Genomic DNA, 19816 nt, shown 5'->3' with positions numbered 1-19816 from the left:
AGAAGCATATGAAACATTTCTGGTTAAAGCACAGGTGGTTACGTCGAACGATTTATAGTTTTGTCGCTTTGTTGTCACTTTGCCTCGTTGCCTTATTATTCGTTGCTTATATCTACATGCCTCCGGAAGATCATACACATGTACCTGCCTACTTGAGACAAATTCAGGAGCAGCACCTCGATCACTACATCGACGCGGGCAACTTTCGTTTGCATTATCTGCACGAAGGGAGTGGAGAGCCAGTCGTATTCATGCCAGGTGGTGGTGCCTGGATTTATGAATTTCGTTCTATCGCCGCCGCTCTGGCACCGCATTACTCAGTCTACATCATTGATCCGCCAGGTGATGGGTATACAACGCCGACCGCAAAGAATCCCAACTTTACAACCATTTACACGCTAGATTCGATTAACCAGTCGTTGCTAACGTTTATGAATAAGCTGCACGTCCCCAGGGCCGTATTCGGCGGGAATTCCTGGGGCGGTGGCATGGCTCTGTACTTTACCGAGAAACATCCTGAGCGGGTAATCAAATATGTTGGCATGGACAATGCAGGTTTAGATCTACCCGACCCCTGGTTTTATGAGCTTGCAAAGTGGCCGGTAATTGGCGAAGACACAATGAAGCTCTCTATGCCAACAAGCGTTGATGCGACGAGGCAACTGTTGGAGGGACTCCTGTTCGATAAGTCAGAGGTGACAGCTGATATGGCACAAGAACTCTATCCCCCACTGACTTTTCAGTGCAACCTGGTCTCGCAGTGGGTACTAGAACGCAATCTTGATTGGAGCGTGACAGATCAACTCATTCCAAAGATGAAGACGCCGACCCTGGTCATCTGGGGCAAGCAAGATACGATTGAGGACTCATCCAGCTATGCTCAACGCTGGCACCAATTGGACCCACAGGCTACCATTGTTGTGCTCGATCATGCTGGACACCTCGTTTATGACGATCAGCCTGAAAAAGTGAAACAGTTGCTCTTGAGCTTTTTAGCAGCATAGGGAGGAGAAGAAAGCCATGAGTCAAAATATAAAAGAACTTGCAGGTATACTCGTAGCAATCGTGCTTATCGCAGATGGTTTGATGCATGCCTACTGGGCAACAGGCCGAATCTGGCCTGCACAGGATAGGCTCTCACTGGCACAGGCGGTACTCAACATAAACAAAACCCGCTCCTTCAGGCCAGCGGTCCTTGTTCCACTCGTCTGCCTGCTGTTTTGTGGTGCCTTGATTGTGTTAGCTCGGGTCCATTATCTTGGGATGTTTGGACAACTCATTCCCAGTTCGTTGCTTCAACTCGGCACTCTGGCCGTTACGATAGGACTCCTACTGCGTGGTCTAGCAGGGATTGTGTGGGCACTACGCCTGGCCGCATCCAGGAGTGAAATGTTCTACAAACTCAATCTCATAGTCTATACACCCATCTGCCTGGTACTCTTTGTCGCCGCGGCCGCGGCCGCGTCTTTCTAAGATTTGAGTGAAACAGCTTTGCATATCTTCCTGCTTCACCCTGAGCCCATTGGATGAGGCAGGAGGCGTCTCTATTCTTCAGAGCCTTCAGTGGAGGCGCAACGCCTTTTCTTGTGACAAAACCCGGCCGCTACTCGTCAGAAGAGTAAGCGGTCAGTAATGTGTGGAACCGCTCCCCCCTTTGATATAGTAATGGATGGTATCTTCTATGCCGATTCTGGTCCACCTGACGCCAGCCAAAGACGTAAAAAGAATTCTGCATGCTGGCATTCGCAAAGGGCATGGAGTCTATTGTATGCCTGTCATGCAAAATTACTATGTCTCGCATCAATGGCTGCGCGAACTCAAGCGTTGGGGTCAGCGTACCTTTGTGGGTATTTACTTTTATGTGCCTGACGAGGAAATGGTCTGGTTTGGCCGCTATGCTCAACCGCATGAGCATCTATCTGTTACCGAGGCTATCAGCGAACTTATGCAGCAAGATGATCCGCAAGGGTTTGAGCTGATCATTGCGCGCTCAATTAGCGCCAAAGATATTCGCAAAGTTCAATCTATTTCGCGGGTGGTGGGCTGGCGCTATATGCCAGGTGCGCGCGAACGCGCCTGGTGTACCTGCCCGGTCTGTGTGTCGCGTGGAGAATTCAATTCTCAAAAGAAACGTCTCCAACATACACGCCGCCCGAAAAAAGCCAGCCAGGAGTAAGTGGGAAGATTTGCAGCTTCCCACTTTGTTCATATGTATATCCACATATTTTTCTTACAATACTATGAATTGGAGCCTCAATGTCTTCTCGTGTGCAGATGAATCCTAAGGTGGCGGTTAGTGTGGTCTTCGTCGCGGCAATGTTTATGAGTATTATGGACTCGACGGTCGTGAACGTGGCTCTCCCCGCTTTGAGCCGCCAGTTTAATGTGACTGGTACGGCTATTGACGCTATTGTTGTAGGCTATCTCGTAAGTCTGGCGGTGATTATTCCTGTCTCGGGTTGGCTGGGTGATCGCGTGGGAACCAAGCGGATCTTTGTTAGCGCGCTCGTCCTCTTTACTGTCGCCTCCGCCCTCTGTGGCCTAGCAACGAGCCTGCCAATGCTGGTCGCGTTTCGCGTCTTGCAGGGCCTGGCGGGTGGCGCCTTGACCCCTGTTGGCACCGCCATTCTCTACCGGACCTTTCCGCCCGAGGAGCGTGTGCAGGTCTCACGCATCCTCAATATCCCGACCGTGATCGCGCCCGCCACGGGTCCGATTATCGGAGGCCTGCTGGTGGATAAGCTCTCCTGGCGCTGGGTCTTTTATATTAATGTCCCCCTGGGCATCCTGGCCAGTATTTTCGCCCTGTTCTTCCTGCATGAGTATTACGAAAACACTAATAAGCGCTTCGATATCCTGGGCTTCCTCCTGGCAGGTATCGGCCTGGCGTTGACCATGTATGCGCTGAGCGAGGGACCGGTCTACGGCTGGACCAACGGTACCATTCTGGGCACGGGTATCGTGGGCCTGCTTATGCTGGTTGCCTTTGTGTTTGTCGAGCTCAGCTCGACGCAGCCCATGCTCGATCTGCGCCTGTTCAATAACAAGCTCTTCCGCACCTGTAACCTGGTCACAGTCTTCTCGGGCGCGGGCTTTATGGGCTTGCTCTACGCTGCCCCGCTCTTCCTCCAGGAGGCGCGTGGCGTCTCCGCGTTTACCTCGGGCCTGACGACCTTTCCCGAGGCACTTGGCGTTCTCGTCTCAACCCAGATTGTGGCGCGTCTCTATCCCAAAGTGGGGCCACGCCGACTCATCGCTGGCGGTCTGATTGGGGTTACGATTATTGAGCTTTGTATGCTTACTATAGGCATGGATACCGACTTGTGGATAATGCGTGGGTTAATGTTCCTGACCGGGGCGGGCATGGCCTATGCCTTTATCCCTGTGCAGGCTGCGGCCTTCGCGACAATTTCGCCTGCTGAAACCGGCCAGGCCTCGGCGCTGAACAATGCCCAGCGCCAGGTGGGAGCCTCGCTTGGCGTGGCACTTATCAGCACCGTCATGAGCACGGTCGGAATGACACATATCGCCAATGGTAGCGTTCAGCCGAATCTGACGGCTTATCATGCCGCCTTCATCACCTCGGCCATTCTCGCGGTCATCGCAGTCAGTTTCGCCCTGCGCGTGCGCGATAAGGACGCTGCCTCCACCATGCGTCAGCGCGGGAAACAGGTCGAGCCCGAGCAGGTACTGGAGCCTGCGCTCCAGGTCGAAGCCGGAATATAACGCAATAGAGCTGACCGACACTGCTAAAGCACTCATCTACGTATAATGGTATATAGATGTGTGCTTTAGCAGCGTCGTGCCTCTAGGTGTCTTAAAAGCCTTCCTTTGAGTTTTTTTCTGTGCTGGGCCAGGTCCCGCCCCATTCCTCGGGGTCAGCGTCGGCGACGGATTGTGAGAAGGTCCAGCGATGCCCCCCTGGATCTTCGACGGTATACTGTCTCTCTCCATAAGGGTAAGTTGTTGGTGGTTGCAAGATGTGCGCACCACGTTCGCGTGTGAGTTCATAGTGGCGGTCCACATCTTCTACACGTATCAGCACTGAGTGATTTTCGGCGCGAGAAGGCACTTCTGGCTTCCCCTCATTCACAATGACCGCAGCATCACCCACCGTAAGCTGAACGCGATGATGGCCTATGAGTAGGCGCTCTTTAAAACCAAATGTTTTGCAAAGCCACTCTGCAGCCTGCAGTACATCTTCGTAAGCCAGTACAGGAATAACTGTGCTCGCTGGTATAGAGCGATTCGTTACCGATTTGCCTGAGGCAAAATACATATCCTGACTCCTCCACAAAACTGTTCATTCTTCTATAGTCAGTATACACAAAAAGAACGCGCGTTCAATATTAATGCCCTTATGGTAACGATGGACCACCACGACTGTATGTTGTTGCATCCAGGATGACCAGCCAGTCGAAATCAGTGAGGCTTTGAGGCGTGAGGGCGAAGTAGGTAGAGTTCTTCGCGCTGCCAGAGCGAGTTGGAAGTGCTGTAATCTCCGTGTTTGGAAGCCCTTGCCCCCAATACGTGGGAAGGAAACGCGCTGGCCCCGGCACAGCAGTCAGACGGCCCTCAAGCGTGCCGGGTTCGGGCTGGCCGATGCCATTGGCCTCCGAAACACCCACTGCTGAACCGATGACGGCATAGCGCGAGCCAAGCATCTCATGAAGGTGCGCGCCCGCCGGCCACCATGTGTGGAGATCGGGGCCGAGCTGCCACGCTGGCCAGGCCTTTTTCGGATCACACCTACTTTATAACACAGATGCAAGTATGGAGGGTTGAGTTCTGATTCCATGTGGTATAAAGAGGCATGTAAATGCGAAAAGTCTTCACATATATCTGAGGGTTTTACATGGTACTTCGCGATTCTCTGCGTACTATTGACCTGGCCAGGGCCACAGGGATCAGTGTTCAGCAGGTACGCAACTATGAGGCCTGGGGGCTGCTACCAGCGGCCTCGCGCAGCAAGAGCGGCTATCGTCTCTATACCCAGCGCCACCTTGCCGCGCTCAAGACCGCTCGCGGCATGGCTGGTGGCTATAGCTGGCAGCGGACGTCGGCGATTATGCAGGCCCTTCACCAGGGGGACCTTTCAGTCTCGCTGGCCCTGATAGACTCGCGTCACGCCGAGCTTGCCAACAAACGTCTGCAAGTTGAGCAGACACTTTCGGCGCTGCATACATTGGCCGCGCAACCCGCTTCTCTACAAAGCGCGCACCCTTCCCAGAGTCTCCACGTGGGAGAGGCAGCCAGGCAGGTGGGTGTGCGTGTCTCGGCCCTGCATTTCTGGGAACAGCAGGGTCTTCTGCGCCCGGTACGCGACCAGGATAGCCGCTATCGCCTCTATGACGAGCAACAGATGCAGCGCCTGCGCGTGATCGTCCTGCTCAGGGAGGCTGGCTATAACTTCGATGTGATCCAATCAGTCCTGGACGAGCTGGCGGCAGGTCGGTCAGAAAAAGCCATTGTGACAGTGGAGAAGAGGCGTGAGGAACTGACGCGAACAAGCTGGCTGTGTGTTAAGGCCATGGCCAACTTTCAGCACTATGTACATGAGTTTTGTGGGGAGCTAGAGAGCATGTAAGGTCCATGTTAGCTTGGGCCCTACATGTGTGGAGAGAAGGCGTCTCTTGCCTTTGTATTGCCACTGATTCGGCTATAGAATTATGGAGAAGGAATATTGGCTAATCACAGTTTAGCATTAGCTGCCACGGACATGCTCACGCGCCTTACTGGCTCACGAGAGCCGCTGAAGCCGCTCTATACACAACCTGATCGCGCTATCTTCCTGGCTGAAGAGGCACGCATTATCTTGAAGGTATATAGCGACGTACGAGCGCTACGATGTGATTATAAGGTCGCACAGCAGGCGGCATCAGCCGGGCTGCCAACACCAAAGATCCTGAACTTTGAGGCGGGTCCGCCCGCAGTCTTCGCTATGCGCCAGGTGATCGGTGTTCCTCTCTCCTCACACTATCCAGACGCCGCCAGGGAAGCGGGAGTGTATCTGCGATGTTTACATGGGTTGGGCGCGCAACCGCCCTTCTCAGGAGGCCAGCAACACTGGGAAGAGTTTATTTTGTGGTGGGGCAACCTGGAGATCGAGCACGCCTGCTTGTCGGGCGTGCTCGATGAGGGGCAAGCAAGAAGATTGCGAGAACGCTTTGAACGCCAGCGGCCTCTTCTGGCACAACGCCCAATTGGACTGCTTCATGGTGATCTTCAGGATGAGCATATTCTGCTTGATCCCCAGAGCCAGAAGGTTCTGGCCTTTCTGGATTTTATCGACGCGCAGCCTGGTGACCCGCTCCTGGATATCGCGGTTCTCACGCTGTGGGACCATGCGCTGACAGCTCCCTTCCTAGAGGGCTATGGCAGTATTGCAAACAACGCGGAGACACAACACTTACTGGCCCACTATCGCCTCCTGCGCCTACTGGGTTCGATCACGTGGTTGCTGAACCGGGGCTTTCACGATCTCACCGCGAAATACAGGATCGCGTTAGAGCTTGCTATAGAGGCATAGTAAGCTCAATCGGCTATATGAAGCACAATGCGTCCACGCCCGTGACCACTTTGACTGAGTTCATGGGCGCGTTCTGCTTGGTGAAGGGGAAAGGTTCGCGCAATAACGGCTCGCGCCTGGCCTTCGACCAGTAATTGCTCTATATCTCCCAGAAGGCGAGTCGATGGATAGGGAAGCGAAGCCGTGTTCTTCGTAGCGCGGATGCCTAACGCTTGCGCCTGCTCCTGTGAGGGTGAGACCAGGAGCGATACCAGTATGCCTCCTCGCCTGACCACGTGCAAAGAACGTTCCAATACATCGCCGCCTATCGGGTCCAGCACGACATCTACATCTTGCACCACCTGCTCAAATGGCGTCGTTGTATAATCTACTACGGTCTCGGCGCCAAGAGAGCGTACAAAGTCTACATTAGGCGTCGACGCCGTTCCAATGACTCGTGCCCCCTTCCAGCGAGCAAACTGGACGGCGAAGAGCCCCACGCCACCCGCCGCCCCATGAATCAGGATGCTTTGTCCAGCTCGCAATTCAGCTGTCTCAAAGAGTGCCGTCCAGGCAGTTGTTGCTCCACCTGAAATCGTCGCCGCTTCATCGAAGCTGAGCGCTTCTGGCTTAAGTGCCAGGTTCTCTACTGCAGCGGTTGTGTACTCGGCATAGCTTCCCTTATTGCTGCGACCATAGACCGCCTGCCCCTTCCGAAACTCACTAACGCCACGACCAACCGCCTCTACGACTCCAGCAACAGCACTACCTGGAATATAAGGGAAAGATGCTGGCATAACGTCGTGGAATGCTCCTTGACGAATTTTCCACTCAATTGGCAGTACACCCGTAGCATGAACACGTATCAGCACCTCACCTATGGCTGGCTCTGGCCGTGCTACTTCCTCAAGTTTTAGTTCTTCAGGTCCGCCATATTGCTGAACCTGTATAGCCTTCATTGTCTGTGGCGGCATACATACAACCTCCTCTATTATTTGCCTTCAATAGTAGCATGGTAGTGTAACAAGATCGTGAGGCAAACGGTCAGTATCTAACCTGTACTAATGGGCAAGAGAGTAGGTTCCTAATCTATTTATCGACCAGTCCAAAAAAGCTTTGGATAGGACGACGATTCTGGCGTCGGTTCCCGAACTGATGTTATACTGTTCGGGAACTCACTAGAAAGAAGACCAGTCTCAATGAAATACGTTGTACAGGAAGACGCATACGTCTATGCCTCTACAAAACCTTCTTTGGTTCCATTGCTGGCTGTTGAGACTCCTGCTTGGTATGCCTGGGTTGAGGAGGTGGCGCAATTCACCTTTCATAGTCAGTATGGAGCATTTTCCGCGCGCAAAGAACGGGTATCTAATGGTCGTGGTGGCTCGTACTGGCGGGCTTATCGCAAAAAGCAAGGGAAGCTCTATCGAGTCTATCTAGGCAAAAGCAACCAGTTGACAATGGCCCGACTCAAGGCTGTGGCTCAGGAACTGGCTCAACGTCTGGAGCAGGGAGACGATAAATGTAATTCATGGGTGACAGAAAAAAACGAAAAATCAGCAGTTCCTGCGGTATTAAACGTGAGTAAGAGCCACAAGATAGTGCACGATCGGCCTACTTACCATCTGTTGCATACAAAATTGCACATCCCTGTGTTCCAGGCGCATCTGGTCGCGCGCGCACGGCTTGTCCAGCGCCTCAATGTGGGCCTGCGGCGCCGCTTGATTTTGCTCTCTGCCGCGGCGGGGTCTGGAAAAACGACGTTGCTCAGCGAATGGGCATGCCAATCTTCTGCGCTGATCGCCTGGGTCGCGTTAGATAAAGAAGATAACGATCCCGCGCGTTTCTGGTCGTACATTCTTGCTGCTCTGCAACGAGCCTCACTTGAGAAAATCACACCTCTCCTGGAAATGGTGCGCTCCCAGCCGCCTGTTTCGCTCGTACCAACGGTGCGCGAATTGCTGAATATTCTAGGCGAAGAGGGCAACGAGATAGCGATTATCCTGGATGATTATCACCTCATTGAAGCGCAGGTTATTCATGATTCGCTGGTGTTTTTCCTCGACCATCTACCCAAGCACGTTCATCTTGTGCTCGCCTCGCGTCACGAGTTGCCCTTCTCTATTGCCTCACTCCGTGCCAAACGCCATCTCGTTGAGCTACATTCCGCCGATCTCTCCTTCACATCTGCCGAGGCCGAGGTCTTTTTTGCGCAGACCGAACATCTTACGCTGGCAAAGGCTGATATAGAGATGCTGATGGAACGTACCGAAGGGTGGATTACCGGCTTGCAACTGGCCGCTCTTTCATTGTATTCGCTCCAGGATACTGCTCAGTTTACCTCTTCATTCAAAGGGAGCCATCGTTTTATTCTGAGCTACTTGGTAGACGAGGTGCTGGAGCGTCAGCCAGAGTATGTGCAACGTTTCTTGCTGGCTACCTCGGTGCTAGAACGCTTTACGGCTTCCCTTTGTGATACTCTGACTGGCGAGAAGAATGGGACAACCATGTTGGCCTACCTGGAACAGAAGAATCTCTTTCTCTTTCCTCTGGACAACAAAGGCCGCTGGTACCGCTATCATCATCTCCTAACAGAGGCCTTGAGTAATCGTGTGCGCCAAGAGCAACCAGAGTATTTTGGCACACTCCATCGACTGGCCAGTGCGTGGTATGAGCAACACAATTTGCTGGAAGATGCGATCCAACACGCGCTGGCCGCGAGGGATTTCGTACGCGCAGCAGATCTGCTCGAGCGTCTGGTCGATACGATGCTCAAACAGAATGAGTTTGCCAGTGTCACACGCTGGAAGGAACTTTTGCCAACTGATTTACTAACAGAACGCCCCTGGCTATGCCAAGCTTTGGTCAGACTGTACATTGCAAGTGGGCGCCTGGACCAGGCGGAAGAGATCTTGCGTGATTTGGAACACGTAGGCATTGAGAAGATAGCTTCCAACACGGTTGATGCGTTTCGTGGACGCATAGCAGCGCTCTACGCACATCTGTATAGCTCGAGAGGAGAAGCACAGAAGTCTCTGGCCTACGTGTTCGAGGCTCTGGCTCTCCTACCACAGGATGACCTGGAATGGAGGACCAGCGTGCGAGCCGCTATGGGCGGAGCTTACTTGCATGCTGGCAATCTGGTCGAAGCTGAGCAGGTGTTGCGTGAAGTTGTTCACCCTGATCTTCAGAGGCATGATCCTTATCGCGCACTCACTGCTTTACATCTCTTGGGACAGACACAGGTTTTGCTGGGTCGGCCTGGCCTGGCAAATGCGACGTATCGACAAGGTATTCAGCTCGCTACCCATCATGGTCTGATGCATTCCGCCGTGGTAGGGCATATCCATGCGGGATGTGGAAATCTGTTGTATGAGTGGAATGATCTGGAGGGCGCGCAGAACCATCTGGTCGCAGGTCTTGAACTGGCAAGGCGTGGCGGAAATAGTATCCAGGCGCTTGACTGCACGCTGACACTGGCTGATGTCAGACTGGCTCAGGGCAGGATGCAGGACGCGCACACGCTCTTACAGCAAGCACAGGAACTGGCCCACCAGACCAACGATCCGTTCTTTCTGGATTTTGTCACACGCCGCCCCGTTGTTCTCTGGCTGGCTGCACATGACATAGATGCTGCTGTTCGCTGCGCCCACGCTACAGGGCTCTACTTCTATGGTGAAGTGGAGACCATTGCCTCGCTGCCATCAACCTATTTTCTGCTGATTGAATTGTTGGTCCTGATCCGCCTGTACCTCGCACAGGGCAATCTCCCTGGTGCGAAGAGATTGCTCGCGCAACTTCAGAGTCCTCTCATGAATGGACCGAATAAAAGGCGTCGTATCCAATGGCTGATTCTTCATGCTCTCGCATTGTATGCGGAACAACATGTTCCTGAAGCAACAGGAGAACTAGCGCTGGCGTTAGAACTGGCCGAACCCCTGGGCTATAGCCGTACATTTATTGACATGGGTGAAGCGCTTCTACCTCTTCTCAAGATTTTGCGCAATCTCAAGCCGTTAGCGAACTATTCTCCAAATTACACCCGACAACTCCTGGCTATGCTAGATAAGCGAGATATGGCAGAGAAACCTGCCGAGAACAGCACAAGCACAGAACTGCTGAGTGAACATGAATTTGTCATCTTGCGCTGTCTGGCGGAAGGATACACAGATCGGGAAATAGCCCGACATCTCGTACGGGCTGAAAACACGGTCAAGACGCATATCAAACATATTTATGACAAACTCAATGTCCATAGCCGTACGCAAGCAATTGCCCGCGCCAGGGAACTAGGCTTGCTCTAACATCTCCCACTTGTCGATAGCTGCTCGATTGATCTCATCTTTACACATTGCAATACCTCGTTTAGGTGATGACACAACCCCTTTTTATCAGCTACAGTCGTGGAAGGTAGAGTTCATGGCATTACATACACCGCACATATCGACTTACCTTACTAGTAATGCGATGGCGGAAGGCCTTGTCGCGATTTACCAAATATTATTGTTTCTGTTCTAAAAATAAAGGTAGAATGAATGAATAAACAACAAGATATTGCAAACACGCACCAGAGGGATATTACTCCAATGCATCTGATCATTCGTGTCGTGATTGGAGGATTGTTATCGGCGGTTGTGCTCATCGTGTTTGCGTCTCTCTTGTCATCGGGGAAACCATCGGCTACATTTACCGCGCAAAATATCATTATTCGTGTTATTTCTGGTGTGTTCTATGTGACAAGTATGACTCCTCTGGCTCGTCGGGTCTTTTACCGCCGTTTCCCGCGTTTTCTAGCGATTTTTGTGCCACTCTATATCACTGGTACACTTACCGATATGATCGAGGCATATTTTTACACGAGCCTGCTAACCCCGTTTTCCCTGGTTGCGGCGCTGATTATTGAAGGACTGCCTCTGCTATTCATCACCGGTATCATCGCCTGGCTGATTCCGGCGAATGAGGATGCACGGAACGCTCCACGCTTTACCCAGGTGATGCGTCAGCGTAGTTTTTTCTCCTGGACCTGGCGTATCGTAGTCGCAGGCGTGCCTTATGCGGCGATTTACCTGTTCTTCGCGATGCTGGTGACACCACTTGAACACGCGTATTATTACGATTCGACATTTATTGCCTCACTGCATACAGTAGTGCCTTCCACTGCAACCACACTCATCTTGGAGGCGGTACGTGGCATGCTCTTTGTGCTGGCAATGTTGCCTATCATCGCCGTGATGCGCAAATCACGCTGGTCCACAGGCCTATATATCGCGCTGGTTGGGGCGGTATTGGAGGCCTGGATTCCTTTACTTGGGCAGACCTCATGGCCGATGATGATGCGCATAGGCAATGTGCTAGAACTCACTGGAGATGCCTGTGGCCGCGCGCTTCTGATGGCCCTGTTGGTGGTTCTGCCCTCATTTCAGGCAAGCAGATCAGCGCGCCAGCAACTTGTAGCAGATGTCTGATCACTGGGGATCGACCTGAGATCGTCAGGACTTGAGGTTTTGCAAGAATTCGGCCTGTCGGTGTTAAACGTCAAAACGCTACCAGGAGGCCATTGTTGTTGAGTGAGAAAAGAGCAACAATGAGGCTACAAATATAGTAACCTCGTTGCTCTTTTCAAGGATGGCTCTCAGCTCCTGTGCTTAGCGCACGCCAAGCAAGAGTTCAACGGTCAACTGGTCGAGCTTCTCGTATTTATAGCCCCGTCGCGCCAGCACGCCGGGCTGGAAGTCGATTGCCTTGACCTGATCCGCAGCCGTTTTGCTGTATCCACCACTGAAGAGGGCGGCGTGAACAGAGTCACCGCTGTTGATCTCCTGTAATAGGGCCTGGATTTCGGGGTCGGCGTTAAAACGACGCGCCTTCTCTTTGAATATATTATAGGTGCGCATACAACCAGTAGCAAAGTCCCAGACGCCCTGCTCGTCCTCAGTACGATAGGCATGGGCATCAAAGTGACGTGGGCCTGTATACCCCTGCTCCTCTAATAATTTGACCAGGAAGAAAAGGCTCTTGATGTTTTCACTCCCGAAGCGCAGGTCCTGATCATAACGTGGGCCCTTCTGGTCGTTGAGGTCAATATGGAAGAGTTTTCCAGCCTCCAACGCCTGAGCAACGCCATGGACGAAATTGAGTCCCAACATGTGCTCGTGGGCCACTTCAGGATTGACACCAACCATTTCGGGATGGTCAAGCGTGGCGATGAAGGCCAGCATATGACCAATGGTCGGAAAATAGGTATCGGAACGGGGTTCATTGGGCTTGGGTTCCAGGGCAAAACGCAGGTCATAGCCATTATCAAGGACGTACTCACTCAGGAAATTGATGGCATCGCGCATACGCTTGATGGCATCGACGGGATTCTTGCTGGCCTCGGCATCCACACCTTCACGCCCTCCCCAGAAGACATAGATGGGTGCGCCCAGTTCTACACCCAGGTCGATGGAACGCATGGTCTTTTGCAGAGCAAAGGCCCGTACACTGGGATCGACCGAGGTGAAGGCACCATCCTTGAAGACGGGATGGCGGAAAAGGTCAGTCGTAGCCTCAGGGACAACCATGCCATAGTCGTTGAGTGCCTGTTTAAAGTCGCGTACGATCTGGTCACGCTTCTGAGGGGTGGCGTCAAAGGGGACAAGATCGTTGTCATGCAGGTTCACACCCCAGGCTCCCAGTTCTGAAAGCTTTTTGACAATGTACGTTGACTGGAGTTCAGGGCGGACAACCTCGCCGAAGGGGTCACGTCCCTGGTTCCCGACGGTCCATAAGCCAAAACTAAATTTGTCCGCCTTCGTTGGCGTATACTGATCACTGGTTGCTTCTTTGATCTGAGTCATGATATTTCTTATCCTCTCTGAACTATGTTCCGCAAAGTTCTTCCATCGAGCTTTGCCGGGTCATGCCCGTATGCGGGCTACATGTGATGAACTCTGGACAGACGAAAACCAGTCTGCCGGTTGCTACACAGAGAACGTTATGATGCTGGCTGATGATAGGTAAACAGCGCATCTATGACAAGACTCGCCGCCCCAATCACGCCGACATCCTGGACAAACGATGAAAAGATAATGGTACACATGTCGCGTGGGCGCCCCAGGGCGCGCTGACGGACAACAGCGCGCACGGTTTCCAGAAAGAGGTTGCCCCCCTTCATTGAGTCGCCCCAGATAATGATGCATTGTGGATTGAGGGTGTTAATAATGGTGGCAAGCCCTACACCAAAGTGCATGGCATGCTGACGAACAAGATCAATGGCCTCTGGATGTCCCTCCTGCGCAGCGTGAAAGATCGCGTGCGCAAGTGTATTCATGACGTCAGGTTCTCGCGTTGTCATTGCCCCATTCTCGACGCGTGCGCCGGTGGGTAGGGGCAACCACGTGGCCTGCCCAGACTGACATGCTTGCTCTACCATCCAGGTGGTTGCGGCCAGGGTCTCCCAACATCCTCGATTGCCACACTCGCACAACGGTCCATCCTCCTGGATCGTCATATGGCCGATTTCGCCAGCCGTTCCCCCGAGGCCACGATAGAGGGTATCCTGTAAATAAAAGGCGGCAGAGACCCCGATACCACTTTCGACCGAGACAAAGTCTGTGCAGGATTGGCCAGCGCCAAAATGACGTTCAGCCAGTGCCTGCACGTGGCAGTCATTATCTACCCACACCTCGATGCCCAGCCTGGCCTTTAACAGGTCTCTCACTGGTACATCTTGCCACTGCGGGAAATGCGGTGCAAAATGGACCACTCCTGTCGCGAATGAGGTCAAACCTGGCATGCCAACCCCTATACCAAGCAATTGAGGAAGCGTAACATGAAGAGAGGCGAGAAGCTCTTGCAAGGTCTCGACGATCACATTTATGACAGGTTCTGGTCGTCGATCCAGCCCCAGGGGACATTCAAGACGACCTAACACACGCCCGTTCCCGTTGACCAGCGCGACGCGCACGGTATCTACGGTAAGAAAGACCCCCGCACTCTGCACCCCCTCTGCGTTAAAACGATACAGTGCACCAGGCTTACCGCCGCTGGCGGCAGGCGCGGCTATCCCAACACATTCCGCCAGGCCCTGTTCTTCCAGTTCGTCGACCAATTTGGTGATAGTTGGACGGCTAATCCCACTATATTCGGCCAGCGCGGGTTTAGTGATGGGGCCAAATTTGCGCAACAAACGTAAGACGGTCAGTCGATTCATCTGCCGCAAACTGCCGGGAACTGCCGGGATCTCAAGAAACGATGTCACTGCTCTTCATCTTTCACTATGGCCTTGAGGGCGAGCAGATAAGTAAAGAAACTTACTTAACTTTGCTTCTAAAAAGAAATATACCTGAAGACGATCGTTCCTGTCAAGGCTCTGCCACTCTCTTCTTGGCCTTCAAAGTCTTTTCTCGTTAGAGACATGAAGCATATAATCCCAACCTCCCAAATGGACAGCAGCACCCTATCCGCTTACTTGACCTCTTCCTCAAGCATGGGGAACTCGGGGGCGTGGGTCTGGGCCCAATCGATGAGCGCACACAGCGTTGGAAGCAGCGTTTGGGCCAGCGCCGTGAGCGCATACTCGACACGCGGAGGCACGGTTGGGTAGACCGTACGTGTGACAAAGCATTGTTTCTCTAACCGCCGCAACGTTTGACTGAGCATCTTGTGCGAGATCCCACTCACATCGCGCTTCAACTGGCTGTAGTGCCTGGGCCCGTCCGCCAGGGCGACGATTACCAGCGTGGTCCACTTGTCGGCAATCAGGTCGAGCAAGCGCCGGGATGGGCAGCGCACACTCCATACGTCGGACCCACGAAGCTTCCCAAGCAATTCTCCTGTTTCCATGCCACTCACCTCCTGGTAAGTCATGCACAAAAAAGTGCGTTCTTGTAGAAAGGCTTTTACTCTCTTATAGTGAGTATAGCACGAAGAGAGAGCTGCATCTCTACTGGCTGATTGATCCGAGCGTTTAGCCGCGTAGCAACGCTACCAGAGGCTCGCAAAAAGCGACGGAAAAAGGCCAGAGAGGCGAGTGTAAAAACGACATAGTAAGTGGAAGTCATAAGTCCATTTTGAAGAGAAACAAGAGGAGAAAAAATGAATACCTATTCCCGTATTTTGGTGATCTTTGGGAGTACGCGGCAGGGCCGCAGAGGTGAAGTTGTAGCAAACTGGCTCATGGACCGCCTGGCGACGCGCACCGATGCCATCTTTGAGTTGGTTGATCTGCGCGATATCTCACTTCCTTTCTTTGATTCCCCTACCTCACCAGTGTATGGACATATCGCGCCTGAAGCTGAGCAATGGGCAGCACTGGTTGATCGGGCTGATGGCTTTATCTTTGTAACCCCCGAATACAATCACGGCTATTCGGCAGTGCTCAAGAATGCCATCGACCATCTGTACTCCCAGTGGGCACATAAGCCTGCCGCTATCGTCAGCTATGGTGGTTTCGCAGCAGGCTATCGAGCGGCGGAGCAGTTGCGCCAGGTGCTCATCGAGCTCAAAATGGTTCCCATCCGCGAGCAAGTTGGCATCTCTCTGGTTCCGAACTGGGTTCCCAGCGTCTCTGACGCGCCTGATTCGCCAAGTGGAGTATTTCTCGACCGATCTTTCAATGGAATGATGACCGAGTTGCTGTGGTGGGTCACCGCCCTCATACCGGCGCGCGAACGTGATCGTCTGTCTCAAGATTAGCAAGGCATTCGGGCACTATCAGCTCAGAGTTGCCCGCGTCATCAGGGGCAATGGAATGGTTGAGCATAAGCGGAACTAAGCCTTCATCAGACAACCTTCAGGTTTGAGGACTCGCTGCGTTGAGGCTGGATATTGCTCTAAGTTTGCAGATGAACGGAGAGGGCGACAAACTAGCTCATCCCCGCAATTCGGGCATTGGCCTTTCAAGATGTCCTGAGTACAAGTTATGCAAAAGGTACACTCAAAGGTGCAGATCATAGCCCCTTCTTTATCCGCAGGAAGGTCCCGATTACAGCATTCGCAGTTCGGACGCATAGCAAGCATAGATAACCTCCTTCATGAAAGAGAGATAAAAAGCACATTCTCTCCTTTTCCCCTGACAAGAGAGACTCCTGTTCTATGGAAGGGGAAAGGAGAACGCTGGTCTCGTCAGCTTGATTTGCTCTAAACATCATATTACAGAGAACGTGGACCTGAGGGAAGAGCCACTTGTTGCAAAAAAGAAGAGAGCCACCCGCAGGAAGGGGAAACTGAAGCATCAACGTGCTCATCCAGGCGACAAAAGACCTCTCTCATGGTTTCATGCTTTGTTAGCTCAATCAGCTACAACGGCTGACTCTTCACAGGATGTGAGAGTACTCGATGTAGATCTGCGCATCCCTCCAAGCCTCGAGTCTCTCGCCTCTAGTCTAAGCAAGAACAAGCTGGCAAAGAAGGTCAGCCCAATAAGGACGATCCAGGGATAGGCCGGTCCCAATGTGAACAGTGACGCGAACAGGGTTGGCGCGATAGTCTGGCCCAATCCCCAGGCCGCGAATTGATATGTTGCGATGTAACGGCCACGTGAGGGCCCTGGTCCTATTTCAGCGACCAGGGCGTTCATTGCCGGGCCATAGAGCAGTCCTCCACAGGTATAGATCCCAACAACCAATAAGATGTAAGGAATCAGCCAGCTGGAAGGGAGGACAAGCGCCAGGAGAAACAAGCCCCCTGATCCAATCCACACCCATCCAGCAAGGATCAGAATGCGTGTCCTCCTCAAGGAAACAACGAGCCGTACGATCAATGCTTGCAGCGTGAGGAGGGTTGCGCTGAATGTTGCTTCCACACCAACGATCCAGGAAGGTAAATGCAGCACGTTCACCAGGTAGTAGGGAACAATATCTGAGAGCATGATTAAGCAAAGCACAAAAACAAAGCTGCTGACAAGAATACCCAGAAACGTTTTGTCACGCAGGACTGCCCGATAGCCCCCGACCCTGTGGGGACATTCAAAGGTTGATATGCAGATACCGCCTGCTCGCTTACAGGCAGGCTCCAGATACAGGCCATTGCAAGTAGAAAGCTCGCAATATCAACGTACAATATCACCTGATAAGCAGTGGGACCTCCAAAGGCAACGAGGAGCCCTGCAAGTGCGCCCCCAATGCAATTTCCTGCGTTTTGCGCCACGCCCACTAGCCCGTACCAACGATCTCGCGCCTTCCCCTCTGTCGAAATGCTTGCGATAAAAGTGGGTAAGGCTACCCAGAATAGGCGGCCTGCGATGGCTCCTGGCAATGTCGTCAATGCGAGCAGCGGAATGGTATGCACAAAGAGGTAGCCCAGACAACTCAAAGCGGCAAGCGCCATACTAATGAGGATGACCCGGCGTGCTCCCACGCGATCCACCAGCATACCCGCCAGTGGAGTCATAGGCAGGCTCAGCAGCATGCTGATGGTGATCACACCTCCAACGGCTGCCAGAGGTAATCCGGCGACATTTGTGAAGTAAAGCAACGAGAATGGAAGAAATAGCCCTGAACCCAGAGCATCAATCCACACCCCAAGAAGGAACTGCCATTTACGCCTTCCCACAAGATCCGTCCTGTTCAGTGTGTTCATGGTGGAGAGTATCCTTCACTTGCTCCAATCAGATTGGAACGAAAGAAAACCTTGGCGGCAGATGAAGCCGCCGCCAATGATAATCCGCATCAAGCAAGTCGGCTATTTGCCGAGTTGGTCAATGAAATCCTGGAGATCGTTTGCGTACAATGCGGGTTCCTCCCAGGCCGTGAAGTGCCCACCACGAGGGAAGTCGGTAAAGTGCTTCAGCTTCACCTGCCGCTCAGCCCATTCACGGGGCAGAGGAGCGTCCCAGGGACAATGAGCGACGGCTGCGGGAACAGATGGACGTTCTTCCGCGTTTGCTTTTGGAGTTGCGTGAGCCATCTCATAGTACCAGCGGAACGAGGAACCAATCGTCTGCGTAACCCAATAAAGCGTGATATTGGTGAGCAACTCGTCTCTGCCAAACCGCTGCTCAATGTCCTCCACCGTTGAGCCAGTACAAATGAAGCTCATGATCCAGGCCGCCAGAGCGGCAGGGGAGTCATTCATGCCGTACGCAAGGGTTTGTGGCTTGCTGGACTGAACCATGTTAAAAGCCCCCTCTTTCATCCACCACTGCCCGATGAAGCCCGCGAACTCCTGCTCAGCAGGTGAGAAGGGAGGATCGTAGGTCTTTGTGAAATCTGGATAGCCAGCATCCGTCAGGTGGATGGCGGTTAACGCCTCCGGGTAATTGCGCGCGAGCGACATGGTGATCAGCGTCCCGCCATCACCTCCTGCGGAGACAAATTGGTCGTACCCGAGAACATCACGCATCAATTTGATGAACAGATCAGCGTGCGCATCGTTGTTCATCGCTTTGCGGTCTGAAAACCCGGTTCCGGGGATGGACGGAACGATCACATCAAACGAGCGGTTCGGGTCACCACCAAAGCGGGCGGGATCAGTTAGCATGGGAATGACCTTGTGATAACGATAGAAGGAATCGGGCCAGCCATGGAGGAGCAGCAGCGGTGTTGGGTTTGGTCCTTTGCCGCGCTCATGGATGAAGTGGACGCCCACGCCATCAACATCGGCTTTGAAATGCGCAAAAGTATTCAGTTCCGCCTCGTGTTTCCGCCAGTCGTATTCATGCTGCCAGTAGTTGGCTAGCTCTTTCATGTATTGCAGGTTCGTACCATACTCCCAACCCGCGCCTTCGACCTCATCAGTCCAGCGGGTGCGAGCCAGGCGCTCACGCAAATCGTCAAGGGTGGCTTGTGGGATAGCAATGTGAAATGGTTGAATGCTCATAGATTCATCGCTCCTTGCGTCTATCTTGCTTTTTCTCTGCTTACAAAGACAGTGTAGTACCGAAGGAGGGCAGCATTGACCCTCCTTTGTAGTGAATGTGTCACGTGTATTGAATCGCTTTTATCCCTGCTCTCCTTTTTCTTTATATGAAAGATGCGCGCTCGTCGAGAGGTCGAGCAAGCTCAAACCGAGACGACGAATGGTAAGCAGCACGCCATAGAGTGCCGCCTGATCTGGAAGCTCCCCTGAGAGCAACGAGGTACCATCGCTTTGATGTGCAATGCATAGGTCCTCAAATCTGCTTTGCCAGGAGAGGTCGAGATGCTCCTTCACACGGATCTGTACACGCATATGCGTTCTCCTTCCTCTGCTTCCTCTGGCACGTATCTGCGGTGCTTGAGAGAAGTATAGGGGAGAAAGCAGGGAGAATCATCACTCTTGTTCGTGATTGTAAAGGGTGATAACGATGCTATTTGGGGAAATACCGGATGATCCAGAAAAGGCACT

The 19816-nt window shown here is 52.9% G+C and carries 20 protein-coding genes; 9 read left to right on the top strand and 11 right to left on the bottom strand.

Annotated features, from left to right (window positions below; all coding sequences use genetic code 11):
* Positions 1-8: 8 nt before the first annotated feature.
* The 4 genes from JMJ16_RS43220 to JMJ16_RS43205 all read left to right on the top strand — a co-directional run bounded on the left by JMJ16_RS43220 (position 9) and on the right by JMJ16_RS43205 (position 3726).
* Positions 9-1004, top strand: coding sequence for an alpha/beta fold hydrolase (locus JMJ16_RS43220; protein ID WP_201391701.1), 996 nt, complete (start codon positions 9-11; stop codon positions 1002-1004).
* A 16-nt stretch (positions 1005-1020) separates the two neighbouring features.
* Positions 1021-1473, top strand: a complete 453-nt coding sequence (locus JMJ16_RS43215; RefSeq protein ID WP_201391699.1) for a DUF3995 domain-containing protein — start codon at positions 1021-1023, stop codon at positions 1471-1473.
* A 208-nt stretch (positions 1474-1681) separates the two neighbouring features.
* Positions 1682-2176 carry a hypothetical protein gene (locus tag JMJ16_RS43210; protein WP_201391697.1) on the top strand — a complete coding sequence of 165 codons (495 nt, stop codon included), beginning with the start codon at positions 1682-1684 and terminating at the stop codon, positions 2174-2176.
* Positions 2177-2256: 80 nt separating this feature from the next.
* Entirely contained in the window at positions 2257-3726 is a 1470-nt protein-coding gene (locus tag JMJ16_RS43205; protein WP_201391695.1) for an MDR family MFS transporter, read from the top strand.
* A gap of 91 nt (positions 3727-3817) precedes the next feature.
* On the opposite strand, the gene JMJ16_RS43200 is transcribed toward JMJ16_RS43205, so the two are convergent.
* Positions 3818-4279 carry a VOC family protein gene (locus tag JMJ16_RS43200; protein WP_201391693.1) on the bottom strand — a complete coding sequence of 154 codons (462 nt, stop codon included), beginning with the start codon at positions 4277-4279 and terminating at the stop codon, positions 3818-3820.
* A gap of 79 nt (positions 4280-4358) precedes the next feature.
* The gene (locus JMJ16_RS43195) at positions 4359-4664 is read right to left on the bottom strand and encodes a hypothetical protein (protein WP_201391691.1); all 306 of its coding nucleotides are present in this window, start codon (positions 4662-4664) and stop codon (positions 4359-4361) included.
* Positions 4665-4855: 191 nt separating this feature from the next.
* Here JMJ16_RS43195 and JMJ16_RS43190 point away from each other — a divergent pair, with 191 nt between their 5' ends.
* Both JMJ16_RS43190 and JMJ16_RS43185 read left to right on the top strand, forming a co-directional pair.
* Positions 4856-5587 carry a MerR family transcriptional regulator gene (locus JMJ16_RS43190; RefSeq protein ID WP_201391689.1) on the top strand — a complete coding sequence of 244 codons (732 nt, stop codon included), beginning with the start codon at positions 4856-4858 and terminating at the stop codon, positions 5585-5587.
* A 96-nt stretch (positions 5588-5683) separates the two neighbouring features.
* On the top strand, positions 5684-6529 hold the full coding sequence (locus JMJ16_RS43185; protein ID WP_201391686.1) for a phosphotransferase enzyme family protein: 846 nt from the start codon (positions 5684-5686) through the stop codon (positions 6527-6529).
* Between the two features lie 5 nt (positions 6530-6534).
* Here the strand turns inward: JMJ16_RS43185 and JMJ16_RS43180 are convergent, their stop codons facing one another.
* The gene (locus tag JMJ16_RS43180) at positions 6535-7482 is read right to left on the bottom strand and encodes an NADP-dependent oxidoreductase (RefSeq protein WP_201391684.1); all 948 of its coding nucleotides are present in this window, start codon (positions 7480-7482) and stop codon (positions 6535-6537) included.
* Positions 7483-7707: 225 nt separating this feature from the next.
* On the opposite strand from JMJ16_RS43180, the gene JMJ16_RS43175 reads away from it, so the two are divergent.
* Both JMJ16_RS43175 and JMJ16_RS43170 read left to right on the top strand, forming a co-directional pair.
* The gene (locus JMJ16_RS43175) at positions 7708-10812 is read left to right on the top strand and encodes a LuxR C-terminal-related transcriptional regulator (protein WP_201391682.1); all 3105 of its coding nucleotides are present in this window, start codon (positions 7708-7710) and stop codon (positions 10810-10812) included.
* Between the two features lie 231 nt (positions 10813-11043).
* Positions 11044-11973, top strand: a complete 930-nt coding sequence (locus tag JMJ16_RS43170; protein WP_201391680.1) for a hypothetical protein — start codon at positions 11044-11046, stop codon at positions 11971-11973.
* Between the two features lie 180 nt (positions 11974-12153).
* Here JMJ16_RS43170 and xylA read toward each other — a convergent pair whose 3' ends face one another.
* The 3 genes from xylA to JMJ16_RS43155 form a co-directional block, all read right to left on the bottom strand.
* Positions 12154-13347, bottom strand: coding sequence for a xylose isomerase (gene xylA, locus JMJ16_RS43165; RefSeq protein WP_201391678.1), 1194 nt, complete (start codon positions 13345-13347; stop codon positions 12154-12156).
* Positions 13348-13484: 137 nt separating this feature from the next.
* Positions 13485-14750, bottom strand: a complete 1266-nt coding sequence (locus JMJ16_RS43160; protein WP_201391676.1) for an ROK family transcriptional regulator — start codon at positions 14748-14750, stop codon at positions 13485-13487.
* Between the two features lie 206 nt (positions 14751-14956).
* A complete protein-coding gene (locus tag JMJ16_RS43155) occupies positions 14957-15334 on the bottom strand; it encodes a helix-turn-helix domain-containing protein (protein WP_201391674.1) in 378 nt (125 codons plus the stop codon).
* Positions 15335-15586: 252 nt separating this feature from the next.
* On the opposite strand from JMJ16_RS43155, the gene JMJ16_RS43150 reads away from it, so the two are divergent.
* The gene (locus JMJ16_RS43150; RefSeq protein WP_201391672.1) at positions 15587-16186 is read left to right on the top strand and encodes an NADPH-dependent FMN reductase; all 600 of its coding nucleotides are present in this window, start codon (positions 15587-15589) and stop codon (positions 16184-16186) included.
* A gap of 75 nt (positions 16187-16261) precedes the next feature.
* Here JMJ16_RS43150 and JMJ16_RS57550 read toward each other — a convergent pair whose 3' ends face one another.
* From JMJ16_RS57550 to JMJ16_RS43125, 5 genes are all read right to left on the bottom strand, one after another.
* Positions 16262-16510, bottom strand: a complete 249-nt coding sequence (locus tag JMJ16_RS57550; RefSeq protein ID WP_201376055.1) for a DUF1272 domain-containing protein — start codon at positions 16508-16510, stop codon at positions 16262-16264.
* 271 nt (positions 16511-16781) lie between these two features.
* Positions 16782-17375: a hypothetical protein gene (locus tag JMJ16_RS43140; protein WP_201391670.1), complete on the bottom strand. Its 594-nt coding sequence runs from the start codon at positions 17373-17375 to the stop codon at positions 16782-16784.
* Positions 17363-18070: an MFS transporter gene (locus JMJ16_RS43135; protein WP_201391668.1), complete on the bottom strand. Its 708-nt coding sequence runs from the start codon at positions 18068-18070 to the stop codon at positions 17363-17365. The genes JMJ16_RS43140 and JMJ16_RS43135 overlap by 13 nt, the downstream gene beginning before the upstream one ends.
* Positions 18071-18172: 102 nt before the next feature.
* Positions 18173-19309, bottom strand: coding sequence for an epoxide hydrolase family protein (locus JMJ16_RS43130; RefSeq protein ID WP_201391665.1), 1137 nt, complete (start codon positions 19307-19309; stop codon positions 18173-18175).
* 120 nt (positions 19310-19429) lie between these two features.
* Positions 19430-19660, bottom strand: a complete 231-nt coding sequence (locus tag JMJ16_RS43125; protein ID WP_201391663.1) for a hypothetical protein — start codon at positions 19658-19660, stop codon at positions 19430-19432.
* Positions 19661-19816: the final 156 nt, after the last annotated feature.

The organism is Ktedonobacter sp. SOSP1-52, assembly GCF_016587395.1.
Note: the sequence above shows the minus strand (reverse complement) of the source record. Positions and strands in the feature narration are given on the sequence as shown.